At 44.1% G+C, this 16885-nt stretch carries 12 protein-coding genes; 5 read left to right on the forward strand and 7 right to left on the reverse strand.

Annotation, left to right across the window (positions count from 1 at the left end; all coding sequences use genetic code 11):
• Positions 1–212: 212 nt before the first annotated feature.
• On the forward strand, positions 213–1142 hold the full coding sequence (locus J3L18_RS24200) for a GLPGLI family protein (protein WP_189549212.1): 930 nt from the start codon (positions 213–215) through the stop codon (positions 1140–1142).
• On the forward strand, positions 1139–3814 hold the full coding sequence (locus J3L18_RS24205; RefSeq protein ID WP_129569444.1) for a TonB-dependent receptor: 2676 nt from the start codon (positions 1139–1141) through the stop codon (positions 3812–3814). Before J3L18_RS24200 ends, J3L18_RS24205 begins: the two co-directional genes overlap by 4 nt.
• Positions 3815–3839: 25 nt before the next feature.
• Here J3L18_RS24205 and J3L18_RS24210 read toward each other — a convergent pair whose 3' ends face one another.
• Positions 3840–4541 (reverse strand): Crp/Fnr family transcriptional regulator, encoded by a 702-nt coding sequence (locus tag J3L18_RS24210; RefSeq protein WP_129569445.1) that lies wholly within the window; start codon positions 4539–4541, stop codon positions 3840–3842.
• Between the two features lie 49 nt (positions 4542–4590).
• Entirely contained in the window at positions 4591–4824 is a 234-nt protein-coding gene (locus J3L18_RS24215) for a hypothetical protein (protein ID WP_090533632.1), read from the reverse strand.
• A gap of 167 nt (positions 4825–4991) precedes the next feature.
• Here J3L18_RS24215 and J3L18_RS24220 point away from each other — a divergent pair, with 167 nt between their 5' ends.
• On the forward strand, positions 4992–6848 hold the full coding sequence (locus J3L18_RS24220; RefSeq protein ID WP_129569446.1) for a chloride channel protein: 1857 nt from the start codon (positions 4992–4994) through the stop codon (positions 6846–6848).
• A 246-nt stretch (positions 6849–7094) separates the two neighbouring features.
• Positions 7095–7376 (forward strand): DUF4242 domain-containing protein, encoded by a 282-nt coding sequence (locus J3L18_RS24225; protein WP_129569447.1) that lies wholly within the window; start codon positions 7095–7097, stop codon positions 7374–7376.
• A gap of 74 nt (positions 7377–7450) precedes the next feature.
• Here J3L18_RS24225 and J3L18_RS24230 read toward each other — a convergent pair whose 3' ends face one another.
• From J3L18_RS24230 to J3L18_RS24245, 4 genes are all read right to left on the reverse strand, one after another.
• On the reverse strand, positions 7451–8545 hold the full coding sequence (locus tag J3L18_RS24230) for a phosphatidylinositol-specific phospholipase C1-like protein (RefSeq protein ID WP_129569448.1): 1095 nt from the start codon (positions 8543–8545) through the stop codon (positions 7451–7453).
• A gap of 78 nt (positions 8546–8623) precedes the next feature.
• Entirely contained in the window at positions 8624–10240 is a 1617-nt protein-coding gene (locus tag J3L18_RS24235; protein ID WP_129569449.1) for a RagB/SusD family nutrient uptake outer membrane protein, read from the reverse strand.
• 27 nt (positions 10241–10267) lie between these two features.
• Positions 10268–13261 carry a SusC/RagA family TonB-linked outer membrane protein gene (locus J3L18_RS24240; RefSeq protein ID WP_129569450.1) on the reverse strand — a complete coding sequence of 998 codons (2994 nt, stop codon included), beginning with the start codon at positions 13259–13261 and terminating at the stop codon, positions 10268–10270.
• Between the two features lie 333 nt (positions 13262–13594).
• Complete coding sequence (locus tag J3L18_RS24245; protein WP_129569451.1) at positions 13595–14215, reverse strand: hypothetical protein; 621 nt, start codon at positions 14213–14215, stop codon at positions 13595–13597.
• 370 nt (positions 14216–14585) lie between these two features.
• On the opposite strand from J3L18_RS24245, the gene J3L18_RS24250 reads away from it, so the two are divergent.
• Positions 14586–15758, forward strand: coding sequence for an MFS transporter (locus J3L18_RS24250; RefSeq protein WP_129569452.1), 1173 nt, complete (start codon positions 14586–14588; stop codon positions 15756–15758).
• Positions 15759–15822: 64 nt separating this feature from the next.
• On the opposite strand, the gene J3L18_RS24255 is transcribed toward J3L18_RS24250, so the two are convergent.
• Positions 15823–16863 carry a DUF4097 family beta strand repeat-containing protein gene (locus J3L18_RS24255; protein ID WP_129569453.1) on the reverse strand — a complete coding sequence of 347 codons (1041 nt, stop codon included), beginning with the start codon at positions 16861–16863 and terminating at the stop codon, positions 15823–15825.
• Positions 16864–16885 lie beyond the last annotated feature (22 nt).

The following is a 16885-nucleotide window of genomic DNA, read 5'->3' on the forward strand; positions in this document are numbered from 1 at the left end:
CCGGTTTATTCATAAATTATTGATGTTAATATAGCGATTTGCCGGCTAAACGGGCAATTTTTGAAATCCGGGCTTAAGGCCGCCGCCAATTTGTTTTCGCCAGAAGCTCAAATAACAAATATCCATTCTATGCAGAAATGATGACGCTGTTCATACCAAAGTTTTTGGTGGATTTAAAGGGCAAAGTACTATTGCTTAAAAATATCCAAATTATGAAAAAGCGATTTTTATTGTGCACAGCCCTTTTATCATGCACCATTATGGCCCGGGCACAAAAACCGGATACCGCACAAGTGCTGGTACACTACAAGTTTTCCCACATCAGGGATACCACCAACCGGGAACACCCCTACACCGAGAACATGGTTTTGATTGTGGGTAAAAATGCCGGGGTTTACAAAAGTTATGACAAGCAGTTGCAGGATGCGCTATTCAAAAAACAGGTGCAGGAACAGGCAGCCAACTCACCCGACGGACATGTAAATATCCAGCGGAGATCATCGGGCTCAGGCACAGACTATTACCAGTTCCCGAACGGTAAAAAACTGGCAAGGAAAGAACCGCTCCTGTTCAATAGCTATCTCATAACAGATGCCCTGCCCGCCATCGAGTGGAAAATAAGCGGAGATACAGCAACGTTTGGTGGCTTGCATTGCCAAAAAGCAACAGGCCATTTCAAGGGAAGGGATTATATGGCTTGGTTCAGTCCTGATCTGCCGCTGCATATAGGCCCCTGGAAACTTAATGGACTGCCGGGAGTGATTGTGGAAGCTTATGATACCAAAAAAGAAGTCTATTTTAAGTTTGACGGGATTGAAAAAGCGGTCATATCTCCCCAAAAGGGTGATGATCAGCCAACCGGCCCGGCCCCGGATAACCAGGGACGGATGGCCGTGATGATAGGCATGGACGACCAGGTTGGCGATCCTAATATCATCCAACTCCCTACCAATGCCATCAAAACTACTGAAAAAGAGTTTTCCAAATTGCAGGAGGCCATGCGTAAAGATCCGAATGCCTTTGCCCAGTCAATGGCGGCTGCGCAGGCGGCAAGCCAGGGCAGGCCGGCCCCAAAAATCGATATCAGGATCGGTCCGCAACCGGTGATCAACAACCCGATAGAATTGCCTGAAAAGAAATGAGCCGGATTATAAAGTCAGTATGGTTGCTGGTTATAGGGTTACTATTTTCGGCTTCTGGCTTTGGTCAAAGTATTAAGGGGACAGTAAAAGACAGCACCGGGAAACCGGTGCCTTATGCCACCATTAACCTCAAAAACGCGGCCACTAATAACATTATAAGCTATACCACTACCGATACCAAAGGCACCTATATTTTGCCGCTCCCGGCCAATACACCGATGAGCGGCCTGCTGGTCGAAGTGCGTTGTATAGGCTATAAAAATCAGAGCAGGGGCATTACGGATTTGCAAGCTCCCGTTGATTTCACTTTATCTGTTTCCATCAACCAGTTACAGGCCGTAGTGATTAAAAGCAGCCGACCGGTGTTGCGGACGAACGGTGATACCCTAAGCTATAAAGTATCTGATTTCAGCAGTGTGCAGGACAGAGTTATTGGCGATGTGATCAAAAAACTGCCGGGTATAACGGTTGCCGCTGATGGCAGGATCAGTTATAACAATAAACCGATCTCCAACCTGTACATCGGCGGTGATAACCTGCTGGACGATAAATATAATATTGCTACCACTACCATTCCCCAAGGTGCGGTAGATCAGGTGCAGGTGATCCAGAACCACCAACCCGTTAAAGTGCTCCAAAATAAAGTAACGAGCGATGATGTGGCGCTCAACCTCAGCTTCAAAAAAGGCGCTAAATTACAGATGGTTGGGCAAGAGAGCATCGGCGCGGGCTTACCTGGCAATTATGATGTGGATTTGAATGCCATGATGTTTAAGGATAAGTACAAAGCCATTAATTACCTTAAAGGCAATAACATAGGTAACGACCTGCAGCAGGACCTGGTATCGCACAATTTTGCCGATTATATGCAGCGTATCGATAACGATGTGCCGGCCACTATGTTATCGCTTGGTTCGGTGAATGACCCGGCTTTATCACGTAACCGGTATTTATTCAATCGCTCGGGGATCCTCAATCTCAATAATCTGGTCAATTTTAAAAAGAATGTGCAGATGAAGATCAATGCTTACTATTTGCGCGATGCCCGGCGGCAGGACTACAGCCAGCACACCACCATCTTTTTACCCGGCGATACGGTACGCTATAATGAAACTCAACGTAACCGCTTCCGCCCCGACATATTGCATACTCAGTTTACGCTGAACATTAACCAGGATAAATATTACCTGAACGATGTGTTGCTGATGGATAACAACCAGTCCACCAATTACTCAGACCTGAATACAAACGGCGGCATGGTAAACCAGGTATTTAAAGATAACGCGCTGAATTTTTCTAATGAATTTAACCTGATCAAATCCTTAAGATCAAACAACATTATCCAGGCTTACTCCTATATCAGTCATTCGACTGAGCCCGAGAGCAGGACAATTGGGCCGGACTATAACAATCCAATTTTTAACAATAATGTCCCTTATGCGCAGTTGGTGCAAAATGTAAATGTACCTGCGTGGTATACCAATAACTATATCTCTTTCAAAATACCGTCGAACCTTATCACGCAAAGTTTCAGAACAGGGTTCAGCGTTCAATCACAAAAGTTAAACTCAGATCTAAACGTTGTACAGGCAGATAACACGGTTAACCTTGAGTCAGACAGTTCCATCAACCATTTAAACTGGACCAGAAAAAAACTGTATGCCGAAGCGGCTTACGATCTGCCGGGCAGCATCCTCAAAGTGAACCTCACCTTGCCGTTAAGCCTGCAGCAGATCAATTATTCGGACAGCCTGTACGCGCTGCGCAAGGGTTTAACAAGGTTATATTTCAACCCGCAATTAAAGGTAAAATATCAAACCGGGATGGAGAACTACCTGAATTTGCTTTACAGCTACCGCAACGAGGCGGGTACCATAGAAGATATGTACCAGGGCTATATCCTAAAGGATTACCGGACACTTTATGCCAATAATGCCGGCCTTACCGAACGGCAGAACCAACTTGTGGCCCTTGGGTTTAACTACCGCAAGGCGCTCACCCTTTTGTTCGCCAGCCTGAACATTGTTTATAACCATATCGTTTCCAATAATATCGCTTCAGAAGTAATTACCAACACTCTGCGGCAGCGTGTAGTGCTGCCATATTCTAACAGTACCGATTCATGGACGTTGAACGGCACTGTCAGCAAATATTCCTTTGCATTAAAAACCACTTTCAGCGGAGGGGTACAATGGCAAAGTAATAAGTCGGTGCAGATCCAGAATAATGTGCTGTTGCCTTTCAATACCATTTCCAGAACCATCAATGCCGGTGCAGATACCAAAGTGAATGAGCAGGTAAACTTTAGCTATAAAGTTATGTTTACTCAAATCCAAAGTCGTTCTGCAGCGGAGGCATCGGCTTATCATATTAATCAGTTGCTTCAGCAAGCATCGGTAAACTATAACCCTGTAACCTATTTGCAGTTCAAATTATCAGGCGAGCATTACTTTACCCGCCAGCAGGGCAATCCTGATCTCAAATACTTTTTTGCAGATGCTTCGGCAAAATTCAGGGTCGAAAAATGGAAGACCGACCTGGAGCTGAGCGCTGCTAATTTTCTGAACGTAAAAACTTATAACACGCTTTACTTATCAGCCAATACATTAACTGCCAGTTCGTACACCTTGCCGGGAAGGATTATATTGCTCAAAATAATGTTCCATATTTGAGTGGTGTCAGGTTTTTTCAGACAGCCTATCCGGCCTGCTGCTCCTCTTCCGTCAGTTTCAGCAATGTGGCTTCATTTTTTATGCGGATGCTTTTGCCCGATATTTCGATGATCTCCTCATCGATAAAATCATTAATGGTGCGAAAGAGTGATTCATAAGCTGCGCCTGTAAATGAGGCCAGGTCCTGCCGGGTAAGTTCAATATTGATAAAGCCCTGTTCATTTAGCCCGAATTTGTTTTTAAGTGAAATAAAAGCCTGGGCTACACGGCCCTTAACGGGCATATGCGCCAGGTTGCGCATCCGTTTTTCGGATTCCTGCAATTCGTTGGCAAAGAAGCGCATCAGCTTAATAACAAAGTTATTGTTAACCTGCAGGGTACTTTCAAAAAAGGGCATTTCGATATAGCAAATTATACCTGCCTCAACGGCTGTGGCCGAAACCGGGTAAAACTCTGTGTTACCCAACCCGAGGTGCCCGACAATATCGCCTTCGCGGGCAAAACGGAGAATAAGCTCTTTTTCCTTATCCCACTTTTTATGAACCTTTACCGTGCCTGAATAAACAAAGTAAATGCCGGTAACGGGATCACCTTCTTTAAAGATCTGCTGCCCCTTTTTTACAATGATATTTTTCCTGGCGGCGCTGATTGCCGGGATCCAGTCGGGCAGGCAGTGTGTACATAAAAAGCAAGTCCCCAAATCGCATTTATCTTTGTTTTTCGCCATTTATTGATGTGTATTTAAGCCGGTGCTGTTATAAAAACATGCTAATTTATTAAAAGCGGCGGCCTTTTGGCTGTTCCCAGGTAGCCATGTTAAAAATAACTCCCAAACTTAACAATACCGCACCGCCAAAAACAGGCCATGGAAATGAGCGGATGCCATTGATGTTAATGCTCCATGGATGGGAATCGAAAGGGTTAACGGTATTCAGGTTCCTGAATAGCAACAATCCGGCAATGATGCTTGCGGCACCTAAAACAGAAAGAATAATACTGGTAATTTTCATAACTATTGTTTGTGCAATGATTTTTATTAAAAACTTAGCAAATGTTAAATAAAAACATTGCATATGCAATATAAAATTAAAAATAAAATTTATTTATGCTGCTTTAAGTATTACCTTTGCAAGAAAAATAGTACAGTCCCCTAAAACGGAACGGGACTAATCAAAACATGGAAACAAAACAGAACGCCATCCCGGTTTCACCTTCACTAAATGATCTTTATAATTTTAAATCCGGCTTAAAAGGCACCAGGCAAATGAAAACAAGGCTAATCTTTATATCGGCACTTTGTATACTTATTGCCGGCCTTATCAGCGTAATAGCCAAAGGCCTTATCTATCTTATTAATATCGTTACCAATATCTCATTTTACGGAACGCTGGATGCCGGCTTTCACAGCCCGGCCAATAACCATTTGGGTTTATGGGTAATTGTTATACCGGCTATAGGCGGCATTATAGTAGGCATTATGGCCCTGTATGGCTCCAAGGCCATCAGGGGGCATGGCATACCTGAGGCAATGGAGCAGATCCTGGTAAATAAAAGCAAAATAAAACCGATTATAACTTTTCTGAAACCCGTATCATCGGCCATAGCCATAGGTACCGGCGGGCCATTTGGCGCCGAGGGACCTATTATTGCAACAGGCGGGGCACTTGGTTCAACCTTTGGCCAGTTATTCAAAATATCGCCCAACGAGCGTAAAATTATTTTGGCAGCAGGAGCAACGGCGGGAATGTCGGCCATTTTTGGCACGCCCATCGCAGCGGTGTTTTTAGCTATTGAGCTGTTGTTGTTCGAGTTTTCGCCCCGGGCCATATTACCGGTGGCATTAGCTTGTATTACCGGGGCAGCCGGGCATCATCTGTTATTTGAAGCCGGGCCTGTATTCCCGATGCCTGATGTAGATACACCTTCAAATACGGCCCAGGCTATTTACAGTATCATTGGCCTGGTCATTGGCTTTATATCATTGGGGCTTACCAAAATAGTTTATTTTATTGAAGATAGCTTTGAAAAACTGCCTATCCATTGGATGTGGTGGCCTGCAATTGGTGGCCTGGCGGTAGGCCTGATAGGTTATTTTGCGCCGCACACCCTTGGCGTAGGATATGATAATATTATCACTATTCTTTCGGGTACATTATCATTGATGTTAATTGTGCGTTTGTGTTTATTCAAATTTCTTTCATGGGCTATAGCCCTTGGCAGCGGCACTTCGGGCGGTACGCTGGCTCCCTTGTTAACCATTGGCGGTGCGGCAGGTGCAGCCTTTGGCATACTGGTACACCTGGTATTTCCTGATGCGGGCATAAGTGTTCCAATAGCTGCGCTTATTGGTATGGCCGCTATGTTTGCAGGCGCTTCAAGGGCTTATTTAACCAGTATCACCTTCGCGCTGGAGGCTACCATGCAATCGCATGCATTACTGCCCTTGCTTGGTGCTTGTACAGCATCGTACCTGGTTTCATTCTTCCTGATGGAAAATACCATCATGACCGAAAAAATTGCCCGCCGTGGGGTATACACCCCTGATTCATACGAACCTGATTTGTTACAGGTATTGACTGTTGCCGACGTTAACAATGAAGTTGGTGAAACCTTAAAAAGCAATAGTACCATAGCCGAAACAAGGGCCTGGCTTACCGGAAATAATATTACCCAAAGTTTTTTTATAGTGATTAATAATGATGGAAGCTATGCAGGCATGGTTAGCCTGACCGACATTTATAACCATAGTATTTCTGCCGAACTCATCATAAGTAATATAACCAAGGCAAGTAAACAGGCCGTGAAGAGCAATGATCCGCTGAAACGCGTTGTGGAGATCATGGCCGAAGAATCGGTAGAGGTGCTTCCCGTTATTGCCACCGGAAATACCATAGCCGGGCAAATCTCCTATAAAGAGATCTTAAACACCTACTATCAGTACGTTGCCGAGAATAGGAAGCAAAACACGCATATCTCCCTTAAACGGCGTAGACTTAAAATTGCCGCCCGTGGCCGCAGCAGGGCTAAATCTTAAAAATAAGATTTAAATGAAAACCCCGCGTGACGTAAGATCAGGCGGGGTTTCTTTTTTTCTGAACATTCCTACCTCGTAAAAATTAAATAAGCCGAAGCTGGGTTATTGCTTATTTATTCTATAGCTTTGATTTATAAAATGTTGCTACTTATTTAGCAGCATTTTATTTTCCATTTCTGCCAATTACACCTGTTGATTTAGCGTTGCTGTTGAAAGTAATATTTAACCTTTATTAAATCATATTTTATGAAAAAATTTGTAATTGAAAGGGAGCTGCCCGGCGCTGGTAACCTATCGGCCGAGGAATTACAGGCTATTTCACAGGCATCGTGTTCGGTTGTAAATGAATTGGGAAAGCCATACCATTGGATTCAGTCGTTTGTTACGGCTGATAAGATCTATTGCATTCACATTGCCGAAAGTGAAGATGTTGTTCGCGAACATGCCATGAAAGGCGGCTTCCCGGTAACCAGTATTGCCGAAGTTAAGGCCATCATTGACCCAACAACAAGCACCGCCACAGTTTAATATCAATGCCGGCTGGTAACAAAAAGAGGCCCGTAGTTTTAATACCGGCCTCTATTATTTTATAGTGATGTGTTTTAGTTACCCACCGAAACAGAAGCGTTGGTTTTAAACAGCGGATCGGGTTTAAAATAATTGCCGCCTGCAAAACTGATCACATAATCAGATTTAAAATGGGTACTTTTTTTATAATAATCGGTACTGATGATCTGTGCACCTGATTTTTGGGCTGCTATAAACGAGCTCATATCATTTGCGCGGGCTTCTTCTGTATCCGAGTCGGCACGGGTACGGATAATGTAACCTTTCTTAACCAGTTTTTGAATGGCTGCCAGATCCTTTTTAGCATCATTCATAATGTGAATGGCGGCTTCAGGTGTGCCCGGCAATGCATCGGCAAACAATACACGGCCTTTTAACGATGGGTGACCTGCGATATAGGCAGCTCTTTTTTCGCCTTTTTCATCAAGAATAAAAATGAACTTCCCTTTGGCCGCTTTAAGCGTTGGCCAGTTGTTGTGCAATACAGCGGCTTCAAGGGTTTTGTATGTGCCGCGCACATCATCGGGGGTAATTAAATATTGTTTGCCCAGATAGTCTAAAATTTCTTTATCCAGATTGTCAAAGGTTTTAGCTGTAAATTTTTCCGGAACAGTGAACCCTGTTTTTTTTGACGGCTCGTCTTTAGCATTCATGGTAATGTAAATGGGATTATGATCAGGATGTTCATCACTCCATTTCTTCAACTCCTGCAGGCAAAGCTTAAAAGTTGCGCAATTGCTGCGGAAGTCAATATCCTCAATGTGGAATACTTTAAAACCCGGCTCCTTCATTACGCCCCGGGTATCAAAAGCAGGCTGGCCCGGTACCCAATCCAGCCCTTTAGGGTGGGCATACTTGCCACCTTTGGTATCGGCGTAAACGTCGATTTCCAAAGCGTTTAAACCTAAATTAAGCTGGTCGGTAAGACTGATGTGCTCATAATCGATCTTGTTCATACCAACCGAATCGCGCTGTTGCAAAAAACGGAACAGCTTAGGGTTGATGGCTTGTTTATAGCTATTGTGCGAGCCTATTACCTGGAAATGGTTCATTTTCTGGTCGCCTGGATTGCTCAATAGCGCAGATGCTGAAAGAATAATGCCCCCGATTAATCCGCCTGTAAGTTTCATTTTGGTAAATATATTATTGGTTTAACAAAACAAGCGCAAAAGGCCTGCCTTTTGCGCTTGTATAAAAAATGTTACTAATTAATAACCCGGGTTCTGTTTCAGGTTAGGGTTGGTTTTTAATTCGGTTGATGGAATTGGATATAACCTGCGAGTCGGATCGGTGTTCATTTTCAGGTCGTCCGTTTTGCCGCCCATAACCGGTAGTGGATATTCTTTCTCGAATAAGCCATAACGGATCAGGTCATTACGGCGCCATGCTTCCCATGAAAGCTCACGCGCGCGCTCATCCAGCAAACCATCCAAATCAATTGATGTAGCAAGCTCCGCGTGGGCACGGCTGCGTAGTTTGTTTACCAAAGTAAGCGGAGTTTGGGCATCGCCATTGATGGTTGTTGGAGCCGCACCGCGTAAAATAGCTTCAGCTTTCATCAGGTAAATATCGGCCAAACGGAATACCGGCACGTCGTTACTGTTTAAACGGGTAGCCTGGATGATGTTAACATCAGGATAGTATTTAATTGAACGTACACCTTCCGATTGCGAGGTTGTCACATCATTACCCAAATCCATTGGTTTTAAACCGGTAAGGGTTAGTGTTGGGATGAGGTTAATTTGCTTGGTTGCGTTCGGGGCCGGGTAATAGACAGGTTGATTGGTGAAGCCGCCATTGCCATCAGGATAATATTGCGGTCCCGCAAGCCATGTTTTGGTACGGTCATCGCCGGGAATGTTAAAGCGGTTATAAAACTCAGGTGTGGTGCTCATGGCAATACTTAAGCCTACGTTGAAGCCATATGCCTGGGCCAGGTAATAAAAGAAACCAAAACGGGTAAACTGGTTGCCCGGAATTTGCTGATCATAAGGAACAGCGAAAATAGTTTCATTAATCTGCGGACCGTTGGTTGGCAAAAATATATCGCGGAATCTGGCATCGAGGAAATAATTAGTATTAGCCTGTACACTATCGCACATAGCCACGGTTTCCTGGTAACGGGTAGTACCGGTGTAAACACCCGAGTTTAAATACATTTTTGCAAGCAGGGCGAATACCATACCTTTTGTTGGCCGACCGTATTGCGAAACGTTTGTAGCCGCATTACTGCTTTTGGCGGGTAATAATGGCAGCACGCTTTTCAATTCGCTTTCAATAAAGGCATATACTTGTGCACGTGGCTGGGTGGCGGGTTGTGTGGTTACCGGAAAATCGGTAATAATTGGCACATTACCATACAAATCCATCATAAAATACAGGTACAAGGCACGCATTGCCCTAACCTCGGCAATTGACGATGCTTTTTTGGCTGCAGATGATGATGAACCGTTGATAACACTCATGATCCGGTTGCAGCTGTTGATGCCGCCAAAGCCCCATTGCCATACGCCTATTACGTTCGGGTGGTCAAACGTCCAGGTGTGGTAATGTAACTGGCGGTACTGTCCGCCGTCGTCGAAGTTACCGTCGCGGGCAGGTAATATAGCCTCATCGGTCGACATATCCTGCATACGCCAGTACGGTACGGCATAGCTTGACGACAGGTTGGAATAAATGCTTCCCAACAAAGCAGTATAATCCGCGTCGGTTGACGGGAAGTTTGATTGTACGTATTGTGATTCGACAGGTACGTCTAATTTGGTACATGAATAGGTGCCTATCATGGTAGCAATTGCGGCACACGCTAAAAATATCTTTTTCATCTCTTTTCTTTCTTCTGGTTTTTGTTTTTAGAATGATGCGGTTAAACCTAAGCTGAAGGTTCGCGTTTTAGGGTAAAAATCGCGGTTATCAATACCTGGTGTTAAACCACCAATGTTAACCTCCGGGTCAACACCACGGTACTTGGTGATGATGAAAATGTTATTCCCCGTTGCATAAAAACGAAGGCTTTTAATGGCCTGGATATGCGGTTTAATGGTATAGCCCAGCGTGGCATTATCCAAACGAAGGTATGATCCGCTTTCGAGGAAACGATCAGAGATCAGGTAGGCATTGATATCTTTAAATGATTCGCCTAAGGTAAACCTTGGGATATTTTGCAACTTGGCATCAGCAGGGTTGTTGAGCGAGGCAAGGGTTGCGTTCAGGATTTTGTTGCCGTAAACACCGCGCACTAAAAAGTTTAAATCGAAGTTTTTATAGAAAAAGCTGTTGCTCCAGCCGTAAATTAATTTCGGCTGCGCGTCGTATTTAATAAATTGGTCGCTGGTAAGCGGCTGGCTGGCCACTACCGAACCATCGGCTTTTTGGAAGGTACTTACACCATTCTGGCTTTTGCCCATATAGTGCCATAAATCAAAGGTGCCTAAAGCATAACCCGGTTGGATAATCTGGCTATAGTTACCTGATTGGCCTTTACCGCCCAGCTGCGCCGTTTGGATATAAGGAAGTGCCAGGTTGCCTTGCGACAGGCTTTCAACCATGTTTTTATTATGCGTAACGTTAAATGAAGTACGCCACGTGAAAGCCTGCGATTTTACCGGAATAGCATTGATTACCACTTCGATACCGGTATTTTTCATTTTACCCACGTTAGCGGTTAAATACTGGTAAAAATATTGGGTGGTTGATACCTGCAGGGTGGTGATCAGATCAGATGTTTTTTTGATATAATAATCAACCGAACCGGTTAAACGGTTGTTGAATAAACCAAAATCCAAACCGATGTTAGTTGTGGCAGTACTTTCCCATTTCAAATCGGGGTTGGGGTTACGTACCGGGCCAATAGGGTTTACAATATTACCATTGCTTAAAAACTTACCACCGCCTGGAGGCACGCCGTAAATTAGCTTCGAAGTAAAGGCATCAAAACCTAAGCTGTTACCAGTTACACCGTAACCGGCCCTTAATTTCAAATCGCTGATAACCGGAACCGCTTTGATGAAATCTTCGTTAATAATTTTCCAACCTGCAGAGGCCGCCGGGAAGTAACCATGACGATTATTTGCACCGAAAGCCGATGACCCATCTTCCCTCAATGAAGCTTGCAAAAGATATTTATCTGCAAACTGGTACTGCGCGCGGCCATAGAATGATATAAGCCTTAAAGTTGAAATGTATGCCGGATTAAAGACGATTTGTGAAAGCTGCGTTGGGTTTGACAACGCCAGGAAGTTATAAGTCAAATAGTCGTTCGAAAAACCTTGTGTTTGTACGCCGAAACCGTCGCCGGTGCGATCCTGCTGGTATGAGTAACCACCTAATAATTTTAACGAGTGCTGGCCAAAATTACGGTCGTAGTTAAAATAGGCTTCCAACACATTGCTGGTATTGGTATAAGCGCTGCGTACAGCCACACCACCTGCATTAACATATATACCCGATTGGCTGGTTGAGTAAGTATTAACGTTGTTTTGTTCTTTTTGGGTAGATCCCGAAACGGTAAACTTTAACCCTTTCAATATATCTACCGCAGCAAAACCATTGATGAGGGTTTTGTTATTTTCGGTTTTGGTGAAGTTGTTGTTGATTAACGACAACGGGTTTAACGGGCCGCTACCGGTACGGGTATAGTTTTCTTTATACGTACCATCGGCATTAAAAGGGCTAACCGTTGGCAGGTAAAATAAAATACCCGATAACACCTGGCTCTGGAAAATATCGTTGTTTTTGGTAGCACTGTTGGTAAGTGTGATACCCAATTTTAAACGATCATTAAAAAAGCGTTGGTTAATATAGCCTTTGTAAATGGTGCGCTCCAGACTGGTGTTTTTCAGGATGCCATTGTTTTTCATATAGTTTACGCTTGCGCCATACTCCGAGTTGGTACCTGCACCACCATACGATAGATTATGGTTTTGTGAATAACCCGTACGCTCGGCCAGTTTTTGCCAGTTAGTGTTCGAACCGTCGTCATCGGCGGCGCTTAATTTAGGTACGCCGTTATCGGTAAGGTATTTACGCAGTTCATCGCCGGTTAATACGTCGATGTTTTTTGATACGTTTTCAACCGCGGCATAGGCGCTGTAGGTTAAACGGGTTTGACCGGTTTTGGCTCGTTTAGTGGTAATCATGATTACGCCATTGGCCGCTCGCGAACCGTAAATAGCAGTTGATGAGGCATCTTTCAATACGTCGATGCTTTCGATATCGGCAGGAGCTAACAGATCAATAGATGCGCCCGGTACACCGTCAATTACATAAAACGGTTGAATGGCGGCACCCTCGCGCAGGGTTGATGGTCCCCTTAAAATAACAGCAGGCTGTTTGTTAGGGTCGCCGCTTTTGGTAATGTTTAAACCGGCAACTTTACCCTGCAATAGTTCGGCAGGAGTAGTTAAAACGCCGTTGTTAAATTCTTCGGCTTTTACCGAGGTAATAGCGCCTGTTACGTCCTTGCGGCTCGCGGTACCATAACCGATAACTACAACATCTTTAAGTTGTTTGGTATCGGTAACCATCGTAACATTCACCGTGTTCTTTTCGCCAACAGTAACCTCCTTTGGTACCGAGCCTAAAAAGGTAAATTTAAGTACATCGCCTGCGCCGCTTGTTTTTACAGTATAGGCACCGTTAGCGTTGGTTGAGGTTGATCGTCCCGAACTTTTTACGGTTACCACTACGCCGGGCAGAGGAAGATTACTTTCATCGGTAACGGTACCCTTTATAGTGCCGTCCTGTGCAAAAACCGCTGACGAGGCTATAAACATCAGCAGGAAAAGACAAATCGTTTTACTTTTTTCAAAAAAGAGCCTTAAAATAAATCTGTAGTTTTTTTTCATAGTTTTAATTAATGACAAACCCTGTTTTAATAGATGCCCAAGTTGAGATAGTAGGGCGATAATTGGTGCAAAGCAACGGTTGTTTTATTATCAGGAAATAAATATAGGGTTAACTTATCTATTAATTAAAATCGATATTGTTTTTCTTATTTACGCTGCTTTTAGCTGGTTTTCAGCTTTTTGTTATTGACAAACAAGCAGACCTTGTTAACCGGGGATTAACAAGGTTTAAATTTGGGCGTTTTGTAAAAAGGGTGTTATGAAGCGCCTGCTAAAAAATTTGACTTTTTTAAAATCGATCAAAAAAGATACGTTTAGAAGCAATGGCGCAATTTACCGGTTGGCCAGCGAGATCATTGTGTAGGCTCCATTGGTTTGAATAGTAAACATAAACTCGTTGTTTTGGTAAATCTTGCTTCCGGGTTTTCCATAAATTATGTCTCTGAAGTCATGACTTTCAAGATAGTCCTGGAATGCATGATCGTGCAACACAGGACACATGTACAGGATTTGTTCCATCCTGATGGCGAGGGCTGTTTTTCGTTTCTTATTTTCCCATCTGTCTTTATCCTGGTCAAAAACCCATCCGCTGTTGATTTTATTGAGTTCGGTAGTATAAACGCCCGGCCCTGCTTTCATAAGCAGGATCATATCGGCTGGGGTTATTTCTCTTTCGGCGGTGTTTAATTCATGCTGATGATGGTAGTATAAAGTACCCAGCGTAAAGATAGCAGCAAGGGTTAATAAAACAGGCCACCAATAATTCCGACGTTTATCGGGCTCAATAAATTCAGGGTATTCGTCTGGAAACAATTCATGTTTGATTATAGCAAGAGTACGCTTTGCTTCGGCCCGGGCAAGGCCTTCTCCAACCAGCAGGGCCTCAATCTCATGATCCGAATTACCATCGGCAATCATCCATTTTATCTGCTCAATAATTTGTTGCTTATCCATTGATAGTGGCGAAAGGTTAGGGTAGGTTTGAAATTCAAGATACATATTTTTCTAAAAGCAACATAACGTAAAATAAAAATGGAAATCATATCACATTTAAATACGAGGCATCTACGGAGCCTTTAGTTGTTTAAGATGATTTTGCTATAAACACGATACTCCTCCGGTGTTTTACAGCCTCGGCTATTTACTCCATAGGAGCATCGTGTTTATCGAAAGGTCAAATCAAAATATATTGGCTCTGCAGGTGCCATGTGTCGATGATTAAACGCCCCCTGACAAAAACAGTTCTTATATTTCTAAAAACACGGTTTATAACTATTATTGTGGGCTTTTAATATCCTCCATTATAAGGGTATTTCCAAATCAAATGAAACGTATCCTCCCGGTAATCGTACTCTCCCAGTTTTTTTGCACTTCATTGTGGTTTGCAGGCAATGCTGTTATGAGCGATATGGCCAAACAATTGCAGCTTGAACCGTCTTATCTGGCTTACTTAACAAGCGCGGTTCAGCTTGGCTTTATTACCGGCACTCTCGTTTTTGCTATTCTTAGTATTGCCGACAGATTTTCGCCGGTGCGGGTGTTTTTTATCTGCGCGCTTATTGCCGCTTTTATCAATACATTGGCGTGCCTGCCGGGTACAAGTGCTGCTACAATACTGATATTAAGATATTCCACAGGTTTTTTCCTGGCCGGGATTTATCCGGTAGGCATGAAAATAGCCTCAGATCATTATCCGCAGGGATTAGGCAAAGCGTTGGGATTTTTGGTTGGGGCTTTGGTATTAGGCACATCATTTCCGCACCTGCTTAAAAGTTTAATGGGGGCATTGCCATGGCGCTATGTTATTTTGTCAACTTCGGCATTAGCCGCTTTGGGTGGATGTGCTATGGTATTGCTTGTACCGGATGGCGCGGAAAGAAAACCCACACAGGCGCTGAACCCGGCCGCGTTTATACAAAGTTTTGGCAACCGACAGTTCAGGGCTGCTGCCTTCGGCTACTTTGGTCATATGTGGGAACTTTATGCTTTTTGGGCTTTTGTGCCGGTAATGTTAACAACTTACAACGCCAGGTTCATAGCTGCCGATTTAAATGTTCCGTTGTTATCTTTTCTGATTATTGGGGCTGGGGCGCTGGCCTGTGCGGGCAGCGGCATTATATCTAAATACAAGGGTGTAAAAAATGTGGCGGTACTGGCATTAACAATTTCGTGTACCTGCTGTTTGGTATCGCCGCTATTTTTGTTTGCAGGTTCGGCTGGGGCAATGATCGGGTTTTTATTGGTTTGGAGTACGGCTGCAATCGCCGATTCGCCGTTATTTTCGACTCTGGTTGCGCAAAATGCCGATCAGCAATTAAAAGGTACCGCGCTAACTATTGTTAATTGCATAGGCTTTGCCATTACTATTATAAGTATTCAACTGATCGCGGCTTTACGAACGGCCGAAAACGCGCGATATATTTATATGCTACTGGCCATAGGGCCGGTTTGGGGATTAATGGCATTGATAAACGGGCGGAACACCAACAAGGGATAGAAAAAAGAAAAGCTCCGGATCACAAACCCGGAGCTTTTCTTTTTATTGCTTAATTATTAAATGCTTACCTGAATTTAATATTAACACTCCCTCCAGATGCCTCTGCGTTAACCGGAATGCCGCCGCCATTGTATTTGCCGCTAACCCGTTCTTTTTCCCATTGTCCGTTAAATTTAGCAACAGATGAAGGCGATACGCCTTCACCTCGCAGGTCGAGGTCGTAGCCCTGGTTTTGCGGAAGTTCGATATCAACATTGCCAGCGCTTGATTCCAGTTTAAGATATTTGCCAACTTTTAGCATTTGGGCGTACAGACCGCCGCCGCTGGTTTGCGCGCTAATACTCCCTGCCATGCGTTTAAGATCAATGCTCCCGCCGGAAGTACTGGTGATGAGCTCGCCGCTGATATTATTTCCATTAACACCGCCACCACTGGTTTCGGCGTTAATATTACCCTTTAAATTTTCTAAAGTTATACCACCACCACTGGTTTCAAGCCTGATCCTGCCGTTACAGTTTTTAGCCTCAATACCGCCTCCGCTGGTTTCAAGCGAAATATCATCGCCCGAATTGGAAACATGAATGCCGCCGCCCGAGGTGTTACCGCGGATGGTACCGTAAAGCCTGTCGATAGTTAAACCGCCGCCGCTGGTGCTAAATTTTTCGTTGCCTTTTAAGTTATCAAGACCAATACCGCCGCCGCTGGTTTCCAGATCGGTTGCGCATTGCTGCGGTACATAAATGCGAAACGAGATGCTCAATGAGCTTCTCCAGTTAAAAAAGTTTTGACGCTTGCTTTTGGCAATGGCCCTAACTTCATGCCCGCTAACCGATATGTCGAGTGTATAATCCTTATCAAGGCGTTTTTTGATCTCTTCCTTTGAAAGATCATTACCGTTGTTGCCTTTAATATAAACTTCCACCCGCGGAGCTTGCCCGGCCTGCCCGCTAACTACAATACCTCCGGCCGATGTACTTACCACGGCGCTGGTAATGGCATCGTTAGCCAATGATTTGGTAAGATATAACGAACGGCTGTCGCCATCTTGCGCTGCTGCCACCGCGGTTTGTCCGGCAAGCAGAAGAAGTAAAATATAGTTTTTCATAAATGGGGTTTTAATGGTAATA

The sequence above is a fragment of the Mucilaginibacter gossypii genome (assembly GCF_017569325.2).
Classification (GTDB): Bacteria; Bacteroidota; Bacteroidia; order Sphingobacteriales; family Sphingobacteriaceae; genus Mucilaginibacter; species Mucilaginibacter gossypii.

Coding starts and splice junctions, on each gene's coding strand:
- J3L18_RS24200 (WP_189549212.1), top strand. CDS start 213: ATGAAAAAGCGATTTTTATTGTGCACAGCCCTTTTATCATGCACCATT.
- J3L18_RS24205 (WP_129569444.1), top strand. CDS start 1,139: ATGAGCCGGATTATAAAGTCAGTATGGTTGCTGGTTATAGGGTTACTA.
- J3L18_RS24210 (WP_129569445.1), bottom strand. CDS start 4,541: ATGGCGAAAAACAAAGATAAATGCGATTTGGGGACTTGCTTTTTATGT.
- J3L18_RS24215 (WP_090533632.1), bottom strand. CDS start 4,824: ATGAAAATTACCAGTATTATTCTTTCTGTTTTAGGTGCCGCAAGCATC.
- J3L18_RS24220 (WP_129569446.1), top strand. CDS start 4,992: ATGGAAACAAAACAGAACGCCATCCCGGTTTCACCTTCACTAAATGAT.
- J3L18_RS24225 (WP_129569447.1), top strand. CDS start 7,095: ATGAAAAAATTTGTAATTGAAAGGGAGCTGCCCGGCGCTGGTAACCTA.
- J3L18_RS24230 (WP_129569448.1), bottom strand. CDS start 8,545: ATGAAACTTACAGGCGGATTAATCGGGGGCATTATTCTTTCAGCATCT.
- J3L18_RS24235 (WP_129569449.1), bottom strand. CDS start 10,240: ATGAAAAAGATATTTTTAGCGTGTGCCGCAATTGCTACCATGATAGGC.
- J3L18_RS24240 (WP_129569450.1), bottom strand. CDS start 13,261: ATGAAAAAAAACTACAGATTTATTTTAAGGCTCTTTTTTGAAAAAAGT.
- J3L18_RS24245 (WP_129569451.1), bottom strand. CDS start 14,215: ATGGATAAGCAACAAATTATTGAGCAGATAAAATGGATGATTGCCGAT.
- J3L18_RS24250 (WP_129569452.1), top strand. CDS start 14,586: ATGAAACGTATCCTCCCGGTAATCGTACTCTCCCAGTTTTTTTGCACT.
- J3L18_RS24255 (WP_129569453.1), bottom strand. CDS start 16,863: ATGAAAAACTATATTTTACTTCTTCTGCTTGCCGGACAAACCGCGGTG.